The organism is Thermaerobacter litoralis (assembly GCF_054654595.1).
Genome location: NZ_BAAIES010000009.1, coordinates 232257 through 253400 on the forward strand (window position 1 = coordinate 232257; position 21144 = coordinate 253400).

Sequence of the window (21144 nt, forward strand, 5' to 3'; positions counted from 1 at the left end):
GGGACCGTGGGCGAGGGGCTGGCGCGGTGGATCGACGGATCGGTGCGGGCGGTGCTGGACCGGCTGCAACTGCGGGGCGGGCCGGCGGCCCCCGCGGCAGGGGCCGGGCCCTACCGCACCCGGCGCAAGGGCCGATCCCTCGAGTACGCCGGCTTCCGGGAGTACGTGCCGGGCGACGATCCCCGCTTCCTGGACTGGCAGGCCCTGGCCCGGTTCGACCGGCCCTTCGTGCGGGAGTACACCGCCGAGCAGGAGAGGCTGGTCAGCCTGTTGCTGGACGGATCGGCCTCCATGGCGGCCGGCGGCAAGGGGCCGGCGGCCCTTGGGATCGCCGCAGCCCTCGGCTATTGCGGATTGCGCCAGGGCGACCGGCTCGAGGTGGTGTGGCTGGAAGGGACGGGGGCCCGCCGGCTGGGAGCGGGCCGGGGGCGGGCCAGCCTGTCCCGCCTGGCCGCCTGGCTGGAGGCGGCTGCCGTCCTCGCCGGTGGAACCCACGGCACCCCCGCCGCCCATGGGCGGGGCCCGGATGGGCAGGCTTCCCCCGCGTCCCGGCCCGCATCCCGGGAAACGGGGGACCCGAGCGCCGGGCACCTCCCGGGTCCCGCCGCCACGGCCCTCCTGCCCGCCCTGAGCCGGTGGCGGGAGGGGGACACCGGCCCGCCCGGCGCCGCCGCCGTGGGACCGGCGGGTGCACCGCGGCGGCGGGGCGGCCTGGCGGTGCTGATCAGCGACCTGCTGGACCCCGCCGCCTGGGGAAGGGACGGCGATCCCGGCCCGTACGCCCGGCAGGTGGCGGCCCTGCTGGCCGGTGCCGGGCAAGGGGTAATCATCCACCTGCTGGCGCCCTGGGAGCTGGGGGCCCTCGCAGGGAGGGCCGGGGGACCGGCCGGTGGCCGGAACCGCAGGACGCCGCTGGGAGGCCCGAACCGTGGAGGAACCGGCGCCCCGGGCCTTCAAGCCCTTGCCAGCCCAGGACCGGTGGTTGCCCGGGGCCACCGCCAGGCGCCGGGGACGGCATCCGGTGGGGCGGCGAGCCTGGACGGCGATCCGGTCCTTCCCCTGCCGCCGCCCCCGGGGGAGTGGACCCTGGTGGATGCCGAGACGGGTGCCGCCGTGGAGATCACCATCGACGCCCGGGTGCTGGAGGCCTATCTCCAGGGGGTGGCCCGCTGGGTCGAGGGCTGGCGGCGGGCCTGCCACGCCCATGGGGTCGTCCACGTGGTGGCACCCGCGCCCTACCCCCTGCGCCCGCTGGTGGTCGAACACCTGGTTCCGGCCGGGGTGCTGAGCTGAGTTTCGGCTGCCTCCGCGTCTTGGGTGCCGCCGGTGCCGGGCCCGCGAGCCCCGGGGGAAGGGGATGGCGCCGGGGACACCGGACAAGGGCAGGGGTGCGGGCTAGGGCCGAGCAAGGGCCAGGCAAGGGCCATCGCGGCGGCAGGGCCGCGACAAGGGACACGGCGACGGCAGGACCGCGATAGGGGCGACGGCGACGGCAGGGCCAGGGTGAGGGCCCGTCGAGGGCAAACGCAACGGCAAGGGCCGCGGCGCGGTTGAGGCTGCGGGCAGGGGCCGGGTCGACGGCAAGGGGAGGGCCACGACGGGGGGACGGGCCGTTGGACGAGACGGGCGTTGGCGGCCGCCGGCCGGTCGCGAACGAATTTCCGTACACCGGTGCCGGCCCGGTCTGGGCCGCGGCCTGGGGCTGGGGTGCCGCCGGCTGGGGCTGGCTGGCCCCGCTGGTAGCCGTCCTGGGAGCTGCGGCCATCCTGGTCCTGTATCTCCTGCGCCGGCGGCCCCGCCAGCAGGTGGTACCATCGACCCTCCTCTGGCGGCTGGCCGCCCGCGACACGGTGGCCCGGCACCCGTGGCAGCGGTTCCGCTCACGCCTCTCCTTCTGGCTCGAACTGCTGGCCGCCCTGGCCCTGGCGCTGGCCCTGGCCCGGCCCCTTCTTCCCGGCGGAGCCCCGGCCGCGGCCGGGGCCGTCTGGGTCCTCGACGCCACCGCCAGCATGGCCGCAGGGGACCGCTGGGAACAGGCCCTGGCGACGATCCGGGAAGATCTGCGCCACGCAGGCCCGGGCTTCCGCGGCGCCCTCCTCTGGGCGGGCCCGGAGCTCCGCTGGCTGGCCGGGCCGGGGGCGTCCCCCGCGGCCATCGCCGCCGCCCTCGACCGGACGAACCGGCCCTCCGGCGGCACCACCGACTGGGCCGCGGCCCTGGCCCTCGCCTACGGAGCCGCCGCCGGCCTGCCGCCCGAGAGCCCGGTGCGGGTGGTCACCGACGGCAGCGATCCGGCCCTGGCCGCCCAGCTGGCAAGGCCCCCCGCCGGCCTGCACCCCCTGCAGATCCTGACCGTGGGGCAACCGGAGGAGAACACGGCCATCGTCGCCGCCGGCCCGCCCGTCCCCGCCGCCGCCCTACCAGAAGGGGCCACCGAAGGGCCAGGGCCGGCGGGATCCGGCGCGGGGCCTTCCGGGCCCCAAACCGCGACCATCACCGTCACCCTGGTCCACTACGGCCGGGCGCCGGCGGAGGTGGACGTGCTGGTCGAGCCGGCAACCCTGGCCGGCACGCCCTGGACGGGGCCGGATCCCGGGCCGCCGCCGGCCGGCGGGAGCCCCGGGGCCGGCTTCGGGAACGCCCCATCCCAGCGGGTACGGCTGGAACCGGGCCGGCCGGCCGAACACCGCTTTACCGTCCCCGCGGGCGCCCCCCTCTACCGGGTCGCCCTGGTGCCCGGCGACGCCTATCCGCTGGACGACGTGGCCTGGGCGGTGCCCGCCGCCCGCCCGGGCGTGCGCATCGGGCTGCTGGCCGCAGGCCAGGCGGGGCTGATCGAGCGGGCCCTGGCCCTGCGACCCGGCGCCACGGTGGTGCGCCTGCTGGAGGAAGGCGCCCCCGGCAGCCGGCCCGCTCTGGCCTCCCTCGACTTGCTGGTGGTGGCCGGGCACCCCTTGCCCGCGGGCCTTCCCGAAACCCTGCCGGTGATCTGGATCGACCCGCCCGGCCCAACGGCGCCCGAGCTCGCCGGCCAGGCCCGTCCAGCGGCCGGCGCCAGCGGTTCACCCACCGGTTCGCCGGACGGCGGCGGCCCGCCGCCGGCAGACGCCGGCCCGCCGCCGGGGGAGCCGGCGGGGCCAGAAGCGCCCGGGGCACCGGGGGGACGAGGAGCGGCCGGGGCGCCGGGGGCGCCAGGAGCGCCCGGCGGGCCGGGAGCGCGGGGAGCACCCACAGCACCGGGGGCGCCAGGAGCACCCAGCGGGCTGGGATCGCAGCCGGGGACTCCGCAGGTCTCGCCGGGTTCCTCCCGCCCCTTCCGGCCCCAGTCCCTGGCCGTACCGCCGGGAGGTCGCGCCGCCCGGCTCCTGGCCCTGGTGCCCCTGGAGGGCGTCACCCTCCTGTCCGCCCGTCCCCTGGTACCAGGTCCGGGAGAGGAGCCCCTGCTTCTCGGAGACGGCCGGCCCATCGCCACCTACCGGGCTCCTGCACCGGGGCAGGGGGGCCGGGTCGTGTTGGGGTTCGACCCCTATCAGGGAACCCTGCTGTTGCGGCCGGTGTGGCCCTTGCTGGTCCAGGCGCTGGTGGACGACCTGGCCCCTGGCGGCCTGGGTGCCCCGACCGGCGCCGTGGCCGGCCACCCCCTTCCCCTGGCGCCCTCCCCCTGGGTGACGGCGGTCACGGTGCGCACGCCGTCGGGCCGGGTCCTCCCCGCGGGTGCGGTGGCGGACGAACCCGGCCTCTACCGCATCACGGCCCGGGCCGTGGAACGAGGCAACGCCGCAGCCCAGGGTGGGCCGGGCGCCGCGGCGGGGTCCGGGTCCGGTTCCGCATCACCGCCTGGTTCCGGGTTCCCCGCGGAGGAACCGGCGGCCGGGCCCGATGGGGCCGGCTCGCAAGGCGGCCCCGGGACCCTGCAGGCGGCCGTGTGGGTGCGCCCCGACCCCCTGGAGTCGGCGGCGGTGGCCCAGTCCTCGCTGGCGGAGGCGGCCCGGACCGGGACCAGCGACGCGGCTGCCGGAACCCCTGGAGGGGTCCAGCCCGGTGCCGATGCCGGCCTGGGGGCCGGGTCCCAGCCCGGAACCCCGGCCGCCGCCGGCGATCCCCCGGGGTCCGCGCCGCCCCCGCCGGGGTCCTCCTCCCCGGCCCCCGCGCCCGCCGGGACCACCGAAGCCTGGCGGTGGGCGGCCTGGGCGGTCCTGGCCGCCCTGGCGGCCGGAACGTGGGTGGTGCGCCATGAGCTTTGACCGCCCCTGGGTCCTGCTGCTGCTGGTGATTCCCCTTCTGGTCGCCGGATCCGTCAGGGGGGTCACTGGGAAACCGGGGGCCTACGCCGCACGGCTTCCTTCCCGCCGGCCCGCCCGGTGGTTGCGGGCCCTGACCATGGCCTGCGTGATCGTGGCCCTGGCCGAGCCCACCCTGCCCCTGGGTGCCCGCGGCCTGGCGGTGGCCGTGGTCGTCGACCGCTCGGCCAGCATGGAACCGGCCCTGGGGCCGGTGACGGCGGCCGTCGCCGCGTTCCTCCAGGATCCCCCCCAGCGGGCGGCCGGCGGAGGACCGGTGCAGGTCGCCCTGATCTCGGCCGGCGGGGCGGCGGAGGTCGAGCGCTCCCCGGCGCCCCTTCCTCAACCGCCCTTCCCCGCGTGGACCACCCCCGCCCACCGGGAGGCCACCGACCTGGCGGCCGCGCTGCGGGTGGCCGCCGCCCTGTTGCCCTCCGATCACTGGCGCCGGGTGGTGGTGATCAGCGACGGCCGGGCCACCCAGGGCGACGTGGTGACCGAGGCCCGCGCCCTGGCCGCCGCCGGCATCACCGTCGACACGGTGCATGTCGACCCGCTCCCCGGTCCGGACGTGGCCGTCATCGGGGTCCGCCCACCGGCCACCGCCCAACCGGGCCGGCCCGTGGCCGTCGAGATCACCGTGCGCGCCACCCACCCCGTCCAGGCCCGCCTCCACCTCATGGCGGACGGGACGGCGGTGGCCAGCCGGACCGTCGACCTGGCCGCCGGGGACAGCCGGTTCGTCCTGACGGCAACGCCCTCCCGGCCGGGGCCGTGGCCCCTGCAGGCGGTGGTCGAGGCCCTCGACCCCGCCTCCGACGGCGAGGCGGCCAACAACGCCTTCGACGCGGTGATCCAGGTGGAAGGTCCCCGCCCCGTGCTGGTCCTGAGCCAGGACGAGGGGTCCCTGCTGGCCCGGGCCCTGGCCGCCCAGGGCCTCGCCGTCGAGCACCGCACCCTGGCCCAGCGCCCCGCCGACCTGGCCGGCTGGGCCCGCTATGGCGCCGTCATCCTGGACAACGTGCCCGCCCCCGCGCTGGGCGAAGGGGCCATGGCCGACTTGGAGCGGTTCGTCCGGGACCTGGGCGGCGGCCTGGCCCTGGCCGGCATGCCCGACACCTTCGGGCCGGGGGGCTACGCGGGAACCCCCGTGGAGCGGGCCCTGCCCGTCCACACCGACGTCCGGGCGCGGAAGAACCTGCCCACCGTGGCCCTGACCCTGGTCATCGACCGCTCGGGCAGCATGGAGGGCACCAAACTGGCCATGGCGGTGGAGGCGGCCCGGCGGGTGGCCCAGCTGCTCACCTCCTTCGACCGGCTGGGCGTCGTCCTCTTCGACCAGCAGGCCTCCGTGACCCGGAACCTCGAGCCGGTCACCGACCCCGACCAGGTGCTGGCCGCCTTTCCGGCCCAGGCCGGCGGGGGGACGTCCCTGGGCGCCGGGCTCGCCGCGGCCCTGAACCTCATGAAGGGCGTCGAGGCGGACGTCCGGCACGTCATCGCCCTGACCGACGGCGTTTCCGAACCCTTTGACGTGACGGGGACGGCGGAGGCCTTCCGGGACGCAGGGATCACCCTGTCGACGGTGGCCATCGGTCCCGACGCCGACCTGGGGGTCCTGGACCAGCTGGCGCGGCACGGGGGCGGTGCCATGTACGTGGCCCGCGACCCCGGCCAGCTGCCTTCCCTGCTTGTGCGGGACGCGGTCCTGAAGGCCCGGCCCCTGGTCGTCGACGAGCCCTTCCTCCCCACCGTCACGGCGTTGGGCGCGGCCGGCGGGCCGGGCGCCCTGCTGGCGGGTCTCGGGCCGGCGGGATCCGGGGCGAGGGGTTCCGCGCCGCCGGGGAACGGGGGTGGCCGCGGCCCTGGCGACATCACCTTGCCGCCCCTGGGCGGGTACGTGCTCACCAGCCCCAAGGACCGGGCCGAGGTCCTGCTGACCGGACCCGACGGCGACCCGGTGCTGGCCGCCTGGTACTACGGCCTCGGCCGGGCGGTGGCCTGGACCGGTCCCACGGCCGGCCCCGGCGTGGCGGCCTGGCTGGAAGAACCCCGCCCCTACGCCCGCCTCTGGGCCAACGTGGCCGACTGGCTCGCCGGGGAAGGAACGGGACCCGGTGGGGGCAGCGGTCCGGCCGGCGCCGGGCCGGCGGCGACGGCGGGCTCTGGGGGTCGGGAGGGCCTTGAGCGCCCGCAGGGCGGAGGCGGTGCTCACGAGGAAGGCCGGGGCGCCACCCCGTGGCGGGTCGAAGCCCGCCCCACCGGTTCGGGCCTGGTGGCGGTGACGGTCTACGGCTCGCCGCCTCCGGCCGGGCGCGTGCGGATCGGGGAGGCGGCGGCGCCCCTGCGGCCGGTGGGGGCGGGGCAATCCCAGGCCATGGTCCCGGTGGCGAAGGCCGGGGTCCACCCCGTGGTGGTGGAAGCCGAGCCGGACCGGGTCCTCACCACCACCGTCGCCGTCCCCTATCCGGCGGAACTGCTGCCCGGAGCACCCGACGGATCCGGCAGGGCGGTGCTGGAGGCGGTGGCCGCGGTGACGGGCGGCCGCTTCTGGGCGTGGGAGGACTTCGACCTGCCGGCGGCCCTGGACCCGTCGGGCCTGCCAGCGCCGCCCGGGCGGCGCCCCCTCTGGCCGTTCCTTTTGTTGCTGGCAGCCCTGCTGCTGCCCGCCGACGTGGCGGCTCGCCGGCTGGGCTGGGATGGGCGGTTGCGCCTGCGGGGGCTCATCCCGGCGGCGGTGCGGCGGCTGTCGCCGTTGCGGCGGATGGCGGCGGTGTGGCGGCTGTCGCCGGTGCGGCGGCGGGTGGCGGCCCGCCCCGGCCCGTCGCGGAAAGCCTGGACCGGGACGCCGGAAGCGCCGCAGGGTTCGCCAACCGGGCCGTGGGAGCCCACGCTGCCTGGCGGACCCGCTACCCCCTCCCCCCTCCGTGAGCCGGAACGACGGCCCGCCCGGGAACCCGGCCCCGTCGGGGGCGTGTTCGTCCCGGAAGGCTCAAGCGCGGCCGCCGGCTCCGGCCCGTCCAGCCCCACAAAGCCCGGGCCCGCCCAGGACAGCCCCGGCACCGTGGCAGCCGGTGCGGCCGGGCCGGGCGTTCAGTCATCCGGCGGTCCGCCCGGTGAAGCCCCGTCGGGCGGGGCGATGCCGGGCTCGGTTCCACCCGGCCCCGGCGCGCCCGCCGGTAACGGCCCCTCTTCCGCCGGTAGCCCTCCAACGTCCGTCGACCCGGCCCTGGCCCGGCTCCAAGCGGCCCGCCTGCGCTCCCGTCACCGGGCGGCAGAGCGGGTCCGCCGGCACATCGACCCCTCGCAGTAGACGGGCGGCCTGGCGCCATTCGTTTACACATCCTTTACGGGTTCCTTAAACGGCCGCAACACCGGTGGGGTACGGTGGTGCCAGCGCCCGCCTTGGCCAACGGCGGGCTCGAGAGGAGGGGTCGGATGAACGGGATGAACGCTACGGGTGAGGGGAGCCCGGCCCGGGGGCGCCGCCCCGGAGGACCCCGGCGGTGGCTGGGCGCCCTGCTGGCGTGCGGCCTGGCCCTGGCGGCGGCCGCCGCGGCACCGTCCCTGACCGCCGCCGCAACCGGCGGGACCCTGGCGGCCCGGGCGGGAACCCCCCAGGTCCCCGCGGGCACGGCACAGGATCCGTCGCCGGCCACGTCGCTGTTCCTCGACCGGCTGGCCGCCGCCCTGGGATTGCCCCGCGACCGGCTGGAGGCAGCCGTCCGGCACGTGCTGACCGGCATGGTCGACCAAGCCGCCCAGCAAGGCCAGATGACCGAGGAGAGGGCGCAAGCCCTCCGGCAGCGGATCGACCAGGGTGCCTACCGCCTCCTGCCGCCCTTCGGCCGCCCCGAGCGGGCTGCACCGGGTCGCGGTCGCGGGGACCGGTGGCATGGCGGGTTCGTCCCCGGCCGGGGGCTGGGGGCAGGCCTGCCCGGCCTCCTGGAAGCGGCCGGTGAGGCCATGGGACTGACCCCGGGCCAGGTCCTGGACCGGCTGCTGCAGGGCCAGACCCTGGCGGCCATCGCCCAGGAACGGGGTGTCTCCCGGGAGGCCCTGGTGGACGCCCTGGTCGCCCCCATCAAGGCGCGCCTGGACGCTGCCGTCGCCGCCGGGCGGCTGACGGAGGAACAGGCCCGCCGGAAGCAGGAGCGCCTCGAAGAATGGGCGGAGCAGTGGCTCGACCGCTCCCTCCGGCCGGCCCCCGGCACCACCGGTGACCCCGGGGAGCCCGCGTCGTCCCCGTCGCCGTCCATGTAGAACCATGCCCCGCCGGCCACCGCGCCGGTCTTGACCGGGCTTACCATGGCAACCCCTGAACATCCGTGCCGTTTCGCGTCGCCTCGACGGCGGCGGCGTCCTGCACCACCCCGGCGCCGCCGTCTTAACCTTGGCCGCGCCCTGACGTGCCATCGCCGGCTTCGGGGCTCGCCGCCTCCGCCCGGGCGCGTGCTCGACACCAGCATCGCCTGCCCGTTGGCAGGCGCCTTAACCGGCACCGGGACGGGTCATCTTGACCGCGGGTCAAGGCTCGGCTAGAATAGCGGACGTCTGTTTGGATTTGCCAGCTCCGGTACCGGGAGGCCGTCCGCCGGTCATGACCCGCCGTCCTGTGGATGCCCGGGGTGGTATCGCCCGGGATGCCCGCTCTGCAGCGAACGCCTTGTTGCTGGCCGCGGCGGTCGAGGGGACAGCCGGCGTGGCCGTTTACGCCTATGCGCCGGTCTTCATGCGGCAGGGACTGGGGGAGCCGCGCCTGGCGGTGGTCACCTTTGCCCTGGCCCTGGCCTCCCTGGCCACCTTCGTCATGGCGGGCCGGTGGGGGCGGTGGGGGGACTTGACGGGGCGCCCGGGCCGGCTGGTAGCGGCCGGATTGGCAGGCGGCGCCGCGGCCCTCGCCCTGCTACCGCTGGTGCCCTCGTCCGCCGCCTTTGCCGGCCTGATGGTGGCCACCACCGCCTTCCTGGCCGCGGTGATGCCCCTGTCCGTCGCCTGGCTGACCGTGCGCCATCCCGACCGGCCCGGCGAGGCGGCGGCCCGGCTCTACCGGGCGCGGTCGGTGGGCTGGGCCGCCGGCAGCTTCGGCAGCGGCTGGCTGGCGGATGCGGCGGGCATGGCGGGGATCCGGCTTTCTTTCTTCTTGTGCGCGGCCTTGGCCTTGCTGGCGGCGGCGGTGGTGGCCCGGACGGTGGCAGCCGCCGGCACCCGCACCCCGAAGGCAAGGGGGGCGCTGGCGGCGACCCACCTGCCGGCCGGCTCTACGCCCGCGGCCGGGGACGCTGCCGGCCCCGCGCCCGAGGCGGCCGGCGCGGCCGGTTCGTCCGGCCGGGTCCCTAACGGCGGGGCGCCCCAGGCGGCTCCGGCGGCGGTGGGGGCGCCATCCCCTGCCGTCCCCCTGCCGGCGCCCGCCCACCCCGGGGGGCTGGAGGGCCGGCCCATCTGGCGCTATCCGGCGGTGGTGGCCATCGCCGCCGCCGTGCTCTTCACCGCCTCTGGGAACGAGGCCTTCTTCGCCGTCTTCGGCCCCTACCTCACCGAATACCTGGACGGCAGCACCGGGCAGGTCGGCTGGGCCCTGGGGGTGGCCAGCACCCTGGGCATCCTCATCATGGCGCCGGTGGGTCGGCTGGCCGACCGGTGGGGGCCGCGGCGGGTCTTCACCCTGGGGATCGCCGGTTACGTGGCGATGTACGGCCTGATCACGGCCTTCCGCACGCCCCTGGCCACCGTGGCGGCCTTTGCCCTGCCCCTCTACCCCTTGACGGCCACCGGCGCCACCGGCGTGATCAGCCGGACCATCCCGCCCGCCCGCCGCGGGGAGGGGGTCGGCATCTACGAAGGCAGCGCGGCCCTGGCGGCCTCCCTGGGCAGCGTGGCCGGCGGGCTGGTGGCGGACCTGGCAGGACTCGGGGCGGTCCCCGCGGTGTCCCTGGGCCTGGCCGCCACGGGAGCGCTGGTGGCATGGCGGTGGGTGCTCCGCAACGGCTCGGCGGACCCTACGTCTCCGGATCCTCCCGCCGCAGGATGCTGAGCAGCTCGCCGGCCCGTTCCTGGGGCAGGGCCGAGCGCAGCCGCTGGCCGTCCCAGAACCCGCAGCCCACGGCGTGGCCCTGATACCGCAGGACGACCCAGCCCCGCCGGGCCAGGGGCGCGCCCGGCGGCGCGGCGATCTGCCGGCCCTCTAGCAGGGCCCGCAGCCCCGCCCGGTCCAGGTCGACCACGTTGCGGGTGGCGCCCGACGCCCAGTGCATCAGGCCAAAGCTGGTGGGCTTCCACGTCGCCCCGTGGCCCCGGACGAGCCGGATCCCTGCCGACCACACCGCCGCCCAGCCGGGGATCCGGTTCAGGGCGGCCAGCCAGATCCCCTGGTCCTCGTTGCCGAAGGCGTGGACACCGTCCAGGACCCCCTCGTCCAGGCCGAAGGCTTCACGGAGCCACGCCGCCACCCGCCGGCGCAAGGCGGCATCGGCCTCCACCCAACGGGCCTCCGGGCGGGCGGTGGACCCGTCCGTCTCGGACGGTGCCGGTGACCGCGTCCCGGCCCCAGCAGGAGCCCGCCGCCCTGGACCGGTGCCGGCCCCATCACCGCCGGCGCCCTCCCAGGGAACGGGGCCCTGCTTGCGCAGGCGGGCCACGAACATCCCGCCCGAATCCAGGTGGTGCGGGTAGATCCGGCGGCACGCCTCCACCTCCGGCCGGAACCGCCGCCCCTCCCAGGCCGTCACGCCGGCCACGCCGGGCAGGGCCTCGGGCAAGGGCTCCACGGTCACGGCACCCTCGGCCTCCTGGAGGACGAGATCGACTACCCCTTCGTTCTCCTCGGGGGCAAAGGTGCAGGTGGAATAGACCACCACCCCGCCGGCCCGGACCAGCGCCAGGCCTCGTCGCAGCAGGGCGGCCTGGACGGCCGGCAGGCGGCGCCGCTGGTGCCGCCCGGCGCCCTGCCGGGCCCTGGCGCTGCGCCGGGCGTTGCCCTCGGCCGAGCAGGGGGCGTCCACCAGGACCCGGTCGAAGGCGACGCCGCCGGGAAACTCCCGCCCGTCGGCCCGGGTGACGACCGCCGACGTCACCCCCAGGCGCTGCAGGTTGTGGGAAAGGGCGGCGAGCCGCCGCGGGTCGGGATCGTTGGCCACCACCATCCCCCGGTCGCCCATGCGCTCGGCCATCTGGGTCGACTTGCCCCCCGGCGCGGCGCTCAGGTCGAGCACCGTCTCGCCGGGCTGGGGATCCAGGGCCAGCACCGGGACGGCAGCCGCGGCCTCCTGCAGGTAGAACCGGCCGAGCCAGTGGTCCAGGGTCAGGGCGGGGGAGAAGGGCTCGGCCGTCACCCGCCACAGGTCGGGGTACCACTCGTACGGCTCAAGGCGGAAGCCACGTTCTTCCAGCCGGGCGCGCAGGGCCTCTGGGTCCGCTTTGAGCCGGTTGACCCGCAGGGTGGTGGGCTGCGGGCGGGCCAGGCTGGCCTGGAAGGCGTCCCAGTCGTCGACGATGGCGCGGTACCGTTCGAAGACGGCGGCGGGCATGGGCGCGTCCTCCTTTGCCTCCCTTTAACGTTACCGGATCCGCGGCCCTTCCTGGCTTACTGGATCGACGGCCGGGCGGGGGGCGGCGGGCCCCCGGGCCGGTTCCCGCTCCCCCCGCCGGTCCCGGCGGCGACGACGGCGTGGCGCCGGTCACCCGTTCGCCATTGCCGCCACCGCCCAAATGTGCTGAAATGGAACCTGCAACAACGCCCAAGCGGCGCAGGCAATCTTGCTTCCCGCCGCCGGCCCAGGGTTCTCCCCTGGCACCGGCCGGGACCGCCGGGGACCCCAGGGACCGTCCGGGTCTGGCGGGAGCATGGTTGGGGCGCCGCAACCGGCAACAGGCCGTCAAGGGGACGCGCAGCGCAAGGCACCCTCGCCCCGCAGCCCGCCCCACCCCACCCGCAGGCCGGCCAGGGGCCGGCCGCGGGCCGGTTCGTCCGGATCGGGAGTGGGAGGGGCCGCGGCGGGAGCGGTGCCTGCGCGGCCGCGATGCCAGGCCGTGATGCGCGACGCCCGGCCGTACTGGGGGTCAGAACCCGCCATGGACGCACGCTTCCGGGACGACTACGAGCCCGCGCCCCACGCCAGCCGCAAGGTGGCGCCGGTGGTCCACCGCAACCTGCCCGCCGCCCAGCTGGTGGAACTGGCCCTGGCCCGGGGCGAGGGGCAGCTCAGCGACACCGGGGCGCTGGTGGTCACCACCGGCAAGTACACCGGCCGCTCGCCGAAGGACAAGTTCATCGTCGACGAGCCGGCGGTGCGCCCGCACATCGCCTGGGGCGCCGTCAACCAGCCCTTCCCGCGGGACAGGTTCGACCGGCTCTACGAGCGGGTCCAGCAGTACCTGCGCCAGCGCAACCACTTCATCTTCGACGGCTTCGCCGGCGCCGACCCGGCCTACCGGCTGCGGGTCCGGGTGGTCACGGAGTACGCCTGGCACAGCCTCTTCGCCCGGCAGCTGTTCCTCCGCCCCGAGCCCGAGGAGCTGCGCGGTTTCGAGCCCGACTTCACCGTGCTCTACGCGCCCACCTTCCACGCCGACCCGCGCACCGACGGGACGCGCTCGGAGACCTTCATCCTGGTCAGCTTCGAGCGCCGGGTCGTCCTGATCGGGGGCACCGAGTACGCCGGCGAGATCAAGAAGTCGATCTTCAGCGTGCTCAACTACCTGCTGCCCGAGCGGGGCGTGCTGCCCATGCACTGCTCGGCCAACGTGGGGCCAGAGGGCGACGTGGCCCTGTTCTTCGGCCTGTCGGGGACGGGCAAGACCACGCTGTCGGCCGACCCGGAGCGGCGTCTCATCGGCGATGACGAGCACGGCTGGTCGGAGCGGGGGATCTTCAACTTCGAGGGCGGCTGCTACGCCAAGTGCATCAACCTCTCCCGCGAGTACGAGCCCCAGATCTGGAACGCCATCCGCTTCGGCGCCGTGCTGGAGAACGTGATCCTCGACCCGCAGACCCGGCAGCCCCTCTATGACCGGGCCGATCTGACCGAGAACACCCGGGCCGCCTATCCCGTGGAGTTCATCGACGGGGCGGTGATCCCCGGCGTGGCGGGCCACGCACAGACCGTGTTCTTCCTGAGCGCCGACGCCTTCGGCGTGCTGCCGCCCATCGCCCGGCTGACACCCGAGCAGGCCATGTACTACTTCCTGTCGGGTTACACCAGCAAGCTGGCGGGAACCGAGCGGGGCGTGACCTCGCCCGAGGCCACCTTCTCGACCTGCTTCGGCGAGCCGTTCCTGCCGCGCCGGCCGGTCGAATACGCCCGCATGCTGGGCGAGCGGTTGCGGCAGCACGGGACGCGGGTGTACCTGGTCAACACGGGCTGGACCGGCGGGCCCTACGGCGTCGGCAGCCGGATGAAGCTGCCCTACACGCGGGCGATGATCCGGGCGGCGCTGCGGGGCGAGCTGGACGGCGTGGAGCACCGGGTCGACCCGGTCTTCGGGTTTGCCGTGCCGGCGGCCTGCCCGGGCGTGCCGACGGAGGTGCTGGACCCGCGGGGCACCTGGGCCGACCCCGAGGCCTACGACCGCCAGGCCCGGGAGCTGGCCGCCCGGTTCGTCGAGAACTTCCGGCGCTTCGAGGGCGTGTCGGAGGAGATCCGGGCCGCGGGGCCACGGGTGGGGTAATCGCGGGTCCGAGCGGCGCCGGTACGGGGCCGCGACGGCCGTGGGGTCGCGGAGCGGCGGCGCCGGCGGGCCGGGTCGGAGGCCGCCGAGCCCCGGGGTCGCCGGGCTCACTGGCCTACCCTGTCCATCCGAACATGACATCGAGCATGTCGCAACTTCGATGGTCGACACCCCGCCCCGGACTCCGGGGCGGGGTGTGTTTGCTGGTCAATCCATCGCGCTCTGCGACCGCTGCGATGACCGCAACCTGCACAACGCCGGTCTCGGCAACCTTCGATCACGGCCACCGTTCGGGGAGGAACACGGCAATGCCGATCTGCACCGCCACGACGACGAGGCCCAGGATCGTCCCCAGGCCCCACACCTGCCGCGCATCCCCCCGCGCCAGCAATGGGGACCACGGGCCCGCACGCCCCAAGCACCTTCGGGCACGAAGGCCTTCAAGTTGCCGCCGGCCCGTTCCCTGGATTCGGTTCCAAAGCCGCCCGCCGTTCGATCTCGCGTAGGATGGCGCTGAAGTCGAGATGCCCTAACCCGCCGGCCGTGGCGGCGGCGTAGGTCTGGGCCACCTGGGCGGTGGCGGGCATCGGCACGCGCGCCTCGTGAGCCGCCGCCAAGGCCAAGCCAAGGTCCTTGTGCATCAGGGCCAGCTGGAACTGGGGCGGGAACTCCCCGCTGCGCCAGGCGGGCAGCTTCATCTTGATCAGCGGCGCCGCGACCGGCCCGGATTCCAGCAGGTCGAGGAACGCCTCCCGGTTGACCCCCAGGCGCTCCGCCAGGACCAGGCCCTCCGCCGCCACCTGCAAAAGCCCCGCCAGCACGAGGTTGACCGCGATCTTGGCCGCCTGGCCCTGGCCCGCCTCGCCGAAGTAGATGGTCTTGCGGCCCAAGGCCGTGAAGAGGGGTTCGAGCTCGCGTACCACGGCCGGGTCACCGCCGGCCAGGATCACCAGCTGCGCTTCTTCCGCCGCTCCCAGGCTGCCGCTGACCGGCGCATCGACGAAGGGGATGCCCCGCTCCCGGGCTTCCGCGGCGAACTCCCGGGCGGCCTGCGGTCCGATGGTGCTCATGTCGACCCAGACGAACCGGCGCCCGGTTTCCGCTGCGGCCAGCAGGCCCTGCGAGCCCCGCGCCACCGCAGCTACCGCCGCCGGATCGGCGACCATGGTCACCACCACGTCGGACCCGGCCGCCACCTCGACCGGCGAGGCCTTCACCACGGCCCCAGACCGGCCGAGTTCTTCCGCCCGGGCCGGCGTCCGGTTCCACACGGCCACCTCAAAACCCGCCTTGATCAGGTGGCGCGCCATGCGACTCCCCATGGCGCCAAGGCCGATCCATCCCACACGGCGCAAAGGCATGGGACCTCCCACCTCGTTCGCCGACATCTCGTCGATGTCTTGCGGGGATGTCGCGGGTACCCGCCTCCCGACTCAGCCGCATCCCGTCGAGTCTTGGGCGGGACCCTGTCGCGATCCCAGCCTGATCCGGTGGGGAACTGGCGTCACGCCGTCCTCGTCCCAGCTCACCCGTGCAGACCGAGCGTCCTTCCGGCGAGACTTTGGCCGCATCGGGCCCGGCCGCCGAGCTCACCCTACCCGACGGGGCGCCGCCCTCACGGCCTCGGCGGCGCGCCACGCTGCTCGGGCGCGGGCCGCCCGTGCAGCCGGCCCCGGACCATACTGCGGACCCCGACCACACCGCGCGAGAGCGGGCGCCCGTACGACCCGGCCGGCCTCCCGGCCTCATCCTCTTCGTAGAGTGGGCCGCTCTACGGCCCAGCGGTACGCCAGCAGGGCCAGGGCGAACTCGAGCACCAGCTCCTGGACGCCCGCCATGGCCGGGAACACCGCCACCAGGCCCAGGGAGACGGCCACCCACGTGGCCCCCAGGACGGCCAGCAGCCGCATGGCGGCCGCTCGCCCCGCCTCCCGGGCGGCCACGGCCGCGACCGCCGCCAGGGTGAGGAGCATGACGTAGCGTCCGATCGAGAAGACACTGATCAGGGCGAAGGCGAACAACGCCGCCACCGCCGCCCAGCCCCACCGGCGGGCGGTCGCCGGCGCCATGCGGTGGCTCAGGGCGAGCACGCTGACGGCAAAGACCATCGTCCCGGCTCCAAACCAGGCGCCCCACACGAGCGGTCACCGCCCCTCATCACGGGCTACGCACGGCACCGTGCCGGTTCGACCGGGCGCAGGCCGCCGTCGCAGGGTTTCGCGCGGCGTGACGGCAACACCTACTATCACCCCGCCTCGTTTTCGAATTTCCCTCGTCCTTCCTTCCCTGGCGGGCCACTCCATCGGCCGGTGGGCCTTCGCCGGTGGTAACATCATACTGATACGGGAGGTTCGCAGCCGTGGTCCGTAAGCTGCGGGTGACTGGCGAGTTCCTCCGCGTCGACGAGCGGCTCGGCCGCCTTCCGGGCGTCTTCGCCCGGTTCGACGGCCTGGTGGCCGCGTTCCTCCACGGAAGTTACGGCACCCCGCACCAGACGCCCCTGAGCGACGTGGACCTGGCCGTGGTCTACCGGCCGGAGCGGCTTCCGGACCTGCGGGAACTCGCGAACCTCCAGGGCGACGTGGAAGACGCCCTGGGCCTCGAAGACGTGTCCGTCACCGTCCTCAACCGGACGCCTTTGCCCTTTCAGTTGCGCGTCCTGACCGACGGCCGAGTGCTCTACGTCGCCGATCCCGTGGCCCTGGCGGACTTCCGGGAACGCGTGTGCAAGCTCTACGGGGATTTCGAGCCCGACTACCGGCGCCTAGCGCTGGACTACGACCGGGCGCTGAAGGAGGCCTATGCCCCGCTGAAGGAGGCCTGCACCCTGCTCAAGGAGGCCTGCGCTCCGATGGACGAGGTACCGCCTTCCCATTCGTCTGGCGAGTCCCAGGATTCGGCCAGGGCCAGGATCAGGGGCAGGGCCAAGGGAGAAGATCCGGATCCCGGCGGCCCCACAACGCCGGACGAACCCGGCCGGCCGGCGGCAGATCCGCCCAGGAACGGCGCGGAAGGTGTGCCGGAAACCCGGCCGGCAATGAACGGCGAACCCCCGACCACGACGTTGGGCGTCATCGACCGGGAGAAGGTACGGGACAAGATCGACTTCATTCGGAGGAACCTGGTGCAACTGGAGGCCCTCGCCCGGCGCGGGCCCGCTGCCTTGCGCGACGACAAGATCGCCGAGGCCGCGGCCGTCCACATGCTACAGACCTCCATCGAGGCGATGATCGACGTGGCCAACCACATTGTGGCCCGCCTGGGCCTGGGGGTTCCCAAGTCGTACCGCGAAGCCATTGACCTGCTGGTGGAAGCTGGGATCCTTCCTGCGGAGCACCGGGCCACCTTCCACCGGATGGTCCGCTTCCGCAATCGCGCGGTGCACCTTTACGACACGATCTCGCCCGAAGAGGTTCATGGGATCCTGGCCCATCGTCTGGGCGACTTCGACCTGTTCATCGGGGCTGTCGTCCGCCGGTTGTTCTAATCCGGTTTCCCCGGTGCCGTCACCCGGGGACAGGACCCCCTGTAGCGAGCGGGCTCCAATCGAGCGCTGCGGCAAGGCGGAGGCAGGGGTAGGAGGGATAGGCTGTTGCGGAGAGCGCGGGAGAACTGGTTCGACCGGAAGTGGAAGAACCGCCGGGCGCTGAGAGCGAGGGAGAGGCGCTCAGCGAAGTACCGAGCACGCCTGGAACGAGAGGAGGCGGGTACGCCAGAGCCAGGTGGAGATGATGCGCCGTTGGCGGTTTCAGATGATGCGTCGATAGGCGTTGTTTGCGAGGTGCGCAGCGACATCCGTGTTGTGATGGCGGGTGAGCGGTGCTACGCGAGCCTGACCCGCGTGCCGCTCGTGGTCGGCGACCGGGTTCGGTTTGTTGTCGAGGGGAACAGGTGGGCGGAGGCGGCAGCGGAGCGCAGGCAGGAGGGTGCGCGGCATTTACACATGGGCCGTTGAGCTCGAGGTGGTGGGTGGAGTGGCCCCCTCCCGCGGCACCGCCCACATGGGAGTGGGCGGGTACGCCCGTGAACCCGAACAAGTGGATGCACGCACGCTGTCCGACATCGCCGCCCCTGCGCTCAAAACCATCGAGGGGGATTGCGGATGCCACGGTATTGGGGGCCTTGACCACCCGGCCGTCCTTTCTTTTCTGCGGTTCCGCAAGCCAATTACGTACGATTTGTCCGATTGGCCTTTGGTGCCAGTGGGAAGTTCGAGTTTTTTCGCGCACTTGCTCGATTCGCATACGCGCAATGCCTTCCGTCGCTCATGCCCCCGCTGCGGCCTCGAGGCGGCCAACCGACGGCCGCAGCTCGGCCAGCTTAAGGAGGCCGGAAGCATCATGATGGACCTGGCGGTCAGACCTGATGCAAAGGGCCGGCAATGGGCCCACACCGCGGTCCAGCCATGCTGCCGGTGAACCACTATCCCCAACCCAGGAGGAGCCCGATCCCCCACACCCCCGCCAGCAGCACGGGCCGGGTCAGATACCGCACGTGGACCACGGCAACCATTCGGGGAGGAACAGGGCAATGCCGATTTGCATCGCCACGAAGAGGAGGCCCAGGATCGTCCCCAGGCCCAACACCCACGCATCCCCCAGCGCGAGCAGTTCGAACCACGAGGGCGCGGACGCCCCAAGCGCCTACGGGCACAAAGACCTTCAAGTTGCCGCCGGCCCGTTCCCTGGATTCGGTTCCAAAGCCGCCCGCCGTTCGATCTCGCGTAGGATGGCGCTAAAGTCGAGATGCCCTAACCCGCCGGCCGTGGCGGCGGCGTAGGTCTGGGCCACCTGGGCGGTGGCGGGCATCGGCACGCGCGCCTCGTGAGCCGCCGCCACGGCCAAGCCGAGGTCCTTGTGCATCAGGGCCAGCTGGAACTGGGGCGGGAACTCCCCGCTGCGCCAGGCGGGCAGCTTCATCTTGATCAGCGGCGCCGCGGCCGGGCCGGATTCCAGCAGGTCGAGGAACGCCTCCCGGTCGACCCCCAGGCGCTCCGCCAGGACCAGGCCCTCCGCCGCCACCTGCAAAAGCCCCGCCAGCACGAGGTTGACCGCGATCTTGGCCGCCTGGCCCTGGCCCGCCTCGCCGAAGTAGATGGTCTTGCGGCCCAAGGCCGTGAAGAGGGGTTCGAGCTCGCGTACCACGGCCGGGTCACCGCCGGCCAGGATCACCAGCTGCGCCTCTTCCGCCGCCCCCAGGCTGCCGCTGACGGGCGCATCGACGAAGGGGATGCCCCGCTCCCGAGCTTCCGCGGCGAACTCCCGGGCGGCCTGCGGCCCGATGGTGCTCATGTCGACCCAGACGAACCGGCGCCCGCTTTCCGCTGCGGCCAGCAGGCCCTGCGAGCCCCGCGCCACCGCAGCCACCGCCGCCGGATCGGCGACCATGGTCACCACCACGTCGGACCCGGCCGCCACCTCGGCCGGCGAGGCCTTCACCACGGCCCCGGATCGGCCGAGTTCTTCCGCCCGGGCGGGCGTCCGGTTCCACACGGCCACCTCGAAACCCGCCTTGATCAGGTTGCGCGCCATGCGACTCCCCATGGCGCCAAGGCCGATCCATCCCACACGGCGCAAAGGCATGGGACCTCCCACCTCGTTCGCCGACATCTCGTCGATGTCTTGCGGTGATGTCGCGGGTACCCGCCTCCCGACTCAGCCGCAGCCCGTCAAGTCTTGGTCGGGCCCCCGCCCCGGTCCCAGCCTGATCCCATGGACTGGCGTCACGCCGTGCCTGTCCCAGCTTACCCGTGCAGACCGAGCGCCCCTCATCACGGGTCTGCCCAAGCGTTTACGCAGAGTCTCCGGGACGGTCCAGCAGATCCCCCGGCAAGGGCCGGAACTCCACGTCGTAACCGAAGGCCCGGGGCCCAACCACCGCCAGGGCCGCGGGAGTCTTGAGCTGGCGCGGCGCCGCCAGGCCCAGCACGCTGACCCGCAGCCCGTACCGCAAGACCTCCGTGGCCACGGGCTCGCCGGTCTCCGTATCGACAATGCAGATCAGGTCCGGGGTGCAGGCCAGCGGCTGGCCGTCGTTCCCCTCCGGGCCATCCCCTGCTTCGCCACCCGTTCCCCGCGCCACCAGGTATTCATTCTGGAACTCGATGACCACTACCTGGCCGTCGAAGGCCCCCAAGCCCTCAATGCGCACGGCGCCGCGGGCGAAGCCCTGGACGGTGCGGCGGGCCACGTCGACCACCTTGCCGTCCAGCAGGTGGACACCGGGCACCTCCTTCAGGATGGCCTCCACGGGCGAGGTGTGGGCCGCCCGGGCCGCCAGTACCGCCTGCCCCAGGCGGCGGGCCAGGGAAAGGGTGCCGGGGATGCCGAAGGCCTTCACCTGCCGGCCCTCCACCAGCGGCATGGCCAGTCCCGCCGAGCCACCCATGGCAATGGTGGTGGCCCGGGCCAGGCGCTCGGCCCAGTAGGGGTCGCGGATCCGGTCGAAGATCACCGCGTGGCCGTGGACGTCGGCCAGGGCGAAGGGCGAGGGCGAGACGCCGTTGATCATGAAGGTGTCCATCTGCAGCTCCGGGAACGCCCGGCCCATGGGGTCGGCGTCGATCACCGGCAAGTCCAGCAGCGCCCCGACGATCAGCGGCACGAGCCCGTTGGCGCCGCCGATCTCCCCCGGCAGAACGAAGTCCAGCGGCCGGCCGGCGAAGCGGGCCAGGGCCTCCACCGCGCCGGTCATCTCCGTGCCCGCGGGAAGTTTCTCATAGCCCACGGTCGGGGCCCCCATGCCCCCGATCCCGCAACCCAGGGCGTCGTCGGGCACCTCATCGGCCGGAAGAACCCGCACCCGCCGCCCGGCCCGCAGGTACCGCAAAAGCTGCAGCTTGCCGAGGTAGGGGTTGCCGCCGCCGCCCGTGCCGAGGATGCCGGCGCCCACGGCGATGGCTTCCACATCGTCCGGGGTCACCTCCCAGCCGCCGGCCACCCACGGAGCCGCTGCGGCGGCGGGCCGGTTCGTCCCCGCCGGGTTCGTGCCGGTCGCCCCATCACCCATGGCTTCCATGCCCGTTCACTCCCCACTAGCTCGCTCAAACAGCGCCAACCCAACAAACCCACCCAACCGATCTCACAAAGGTCGTTCGGCGGGCGGGTTCCACGGCGCCCTCCGGCCGGGGAACCCCGGCGGCTGCCCCGTGGCCTTCGTGGCCTTCGCGGCCTGCCCGGCGGCGGTCCCAGGGCCACGG

The 21144-nt window shown here is 74.5% G+C and carries 14 protein-coding genes; 8 read left to right on the forward strand and 6 right to left on the reverse strand.

The window, feature by feature from the left end; all coding sequences use genetic code 11:
* The first annotated feature begins 6 nt into the window (after positions 1-6).
* The 5 genes from ACYQ02_RS08120 to ACYQ02_RS08140 all read left to right on the forward strand — a co-directional run bounded on the left by ACYQ02_RS08120 (position 7) and on the right by ACYQ02_RS08140 (position 10314).
* A complete protein-coding gene (locus ACYQ02_RS08120; RefSeq protein ID WP_460039949.1) occupies positions 7-1293 on the forward strand; it encodes a DUF58 domain-containing protein in 1287 nt (428 codons plus the stop codon).
* Positions 1294-1613: 320 nt separating this feature from the next.
* Positions 1614-4244 (forward strand): DUF7407 domain-containing protein, encoded by a 2631-nt coding sequence (locus tag ACYQ02_RS08125; RefSeq protein WP_460039950.1) that lies wholly within the window; start codon positions 1614-1616, stop codon positions 4242-4244.
* Positions 4234-7593 (forward strand): VWA domain-containing protein, encoded by a 3360-nt coding sequence (locus ACYQ02_RS08130; protein ID WP_460039951.1) that lies wholly within the window; start codon positions 4234-4236, stop codon positions 7591-7593. The genes ACYQ02_RS08125 and ACYQ02_RS08130 overlap by 11 nt, the downstream gene beginning before the upstream one ends.
* Before the next feature lie 125 nt (positions 7594-7718).
* Positions 7719-8543, forward strand: coding sequence for a hypothetical protein (locus ACYQ02_RS08135; protein ID WP_460039952.1), 825 nt, complete (start codon positions 7719-7721; stop codon positions 8541-8543).
* Between the two features lie 337 nt (positions 8544-8880).
* Positions 8881-10314: an MFS transporter gene (locus ACYQ02_RS08140; RefSeq protein ID WP_460039953.1), complete on the forward strand. Its 1434-nt coding sequence runs from the start codon at positions 8881-8883 to the stop codon at positions 10312-10314.
* Here the strand turns inward: ACYQ02_RS08140 and ACYQ02_RS08145 are convergent.
* A complete protein-coding gene (locus ACYQ02_RS08145; protein WP_460039954.1) occupies positions 10280-11806 on the reverse strand; it encodes an NOL1/NOP2/sun family putative RNA methylase in 1527 nt (508 codons plus the stop codon). The two genes, ACYQ02_RS08140 and ACYQ02_RS08145, sit on opposite strands and share 35 nt — an antisense overlap.
* 348 nt (positions 11807-12154) lie before the next feature.
* The gene (locus ACYQ02_RS08150; protein WP_460039955.1) at positions 12155-12352 is read right to left on the reverse strand and encodes a hypothetical protein; all 198 of its coding nucleotides are present in this window, start codon (positions 12350-12352) and stop codon (positions 12155-12157) included.
* On the opposite strand from ACYQ02_RS08150, the gene pckA reads away from it, so the two are divergent.
* Complete coding sequence (gene pckA, locus ACYQ02_RS08155) at positions 12351-13946, forward strand: phosphoenolpyruvate carboxykinase (ATP) (RefSeq protein WP_460039956.1); 1596 nt, start codon at positions 12351-12353, stop codon at positions 13944-13946. The genes ACYQ02_RS08150 and pckA overlap by 2 nt on opposite strands.
* A gap of 440 nt (positions 13947-14386) precedes the next feature.
* Here the strand turns inward: pckA and ACYQ02_RS08160 are convergent, their stop codons facing one another.
* The gene (locus ACYQ02_RS08160) at positions 14387-15292 is read right to left on the reverse strand and encodes an NAD(P)-dependent oxidoreductase (RefSeq protein ID WP_460040331.1); all 906 of its coding nucleotides are present in this window, start codon (positions 15290-15292) and stop codon (positions 14387-14389) included.
* Positions 15293-15691: 399 nt separating this feature from the next.
* Positions 15692-16054, reverse strand: coding sequence for a hypothetical protein (locus tag ACYQ02_RS08165; RefSeq protein WP_460039957.1), 363 nt, complete (start codon positions 16052-16054; stop codon positions 15692-15694).
* 251 nt (positions 16055-16305) lie between these two features.
* On the opposite strand from ACYQ02_RS08165, the gene hepT reads away from it, so the two are divergent.
* Together hepT and ACYQ02_RS08175 are read left to right on the forward strand one after the other, a co-directional pair.
* Complete coding sequence (hepT, locus tag ACYQ02_RS08170) at positions 16306-17433, forward strand: type VII toxin-antitoxin system HepT family RNase toxin (RefSeq protein ID WP_460039958.1); 1128 nt, start codon at positions 16306-16308, stop codon at positions 17431-17433.
* Between the two features lie 439 nt (positions 17434-17872).
* Positions 17873-18364 carry a hypothetical protein gene (locus ACYQ02_RS08175; protein WP_460039959.1) on the forward strand — a complete coding sequence of 164 codons (492 nt, stop codon included), beginning with the start codon at positions 17873-17875 and terminating at the stop codon, positions 18362-18364.
* A gap of 243 nt (positions 18365-18607) precedes the next feature.
* Here the strand turns inward: ACYQ02_RS08175 and ACYQ02_RS08180 are convergent, their stop codons facing one another.
* A complete protein-coding gene (locus ACYQ02_RS08180; RefSeq protein WP_460040332.1) occupies positions 18608-19513 on the reverse strand; it encodes an NAD(P)-dependent oxidoreductase in 906 nt (301 codons plus the stop codon).
* 223 nt (positions 19514-19736) lie between these two features.
* Positions 19737-20963, reverse strand: a complete 1227-nt coding sequence (locus ACYQ02_RS08185; protein WP_460039960.1) for an S-methyl thiohydantoin desulfurase family protein — start codon at positions 20961-20963, stop codon at positions 19737-19739.
* Positions 20964-21144: the final 181 nt, after the last annotated feature.

What these genes read in the sequence shown, in the direction of transcription:
- pckA (WP_460039956.1), top strand. Translation starts at nt 12,351, where the DNA reads ATGGACGCACGCTTCCGGGACGACTACGAGCCCGCGCCCCACGCCAGC.
- ACYQ02_RS08150 (WP_460039955.1), bottom strand. Translation starts at nt 12,352, where the DNA reads ATGGCGGGTTCTGACCCCCAGTACGGCCGGGCGTCGCGCATCACGGCC.
- ACYQ02_RS08130 (WP_460039951.1), top strand. Translation starts at nt 4,234, where the DNA reads ATGAGCTTTGACCGCCCCTGGGTCCTGCTGCTGCTGGTGATTCCCCTT.
- ACYQ02_RS08185 (WP_460039960.1), bottom strand. Translation starts at nt 20,963, where the DNA reads ATGGAAGCCATGGGTGATGGGGCGACCGGCACGAACCCGGCGGGGACG.
- ACYQ02_RS08165 (WP_460039957.1), bottom strand. Translation starts at nt 16,054, where the DNA reads ATGGTCTTTGCCGTCAGCGTGCTCGCCCTGAGCCACCGCATGGCGCCG.
- ACYQ02_RS08145 (WP_460039954.1), bottom strand. Translation starts at nt 11,806, where the DNA reads ATGCCCGCCGCCGTCTTCGAACGGTACCGCGCCATCGTCGACGACTGG.
- ACYQ02_RS08140 (WP_460039953.1), top strand. Translation starts at nt 8,881, where the DNA reads ATGACCCGCCGTCCTGTGGATGCCCGGGGTGGTATCGCCCGGGATGCC.
- ACYQ02_RS08135 (WP_460039952.1), top strand. Translation starts at nt 7,719, where the DNA reads ATGAACGGGATGAACGCTACGGGTGAGGGGAGCCCGGCCCGGGGGCGC.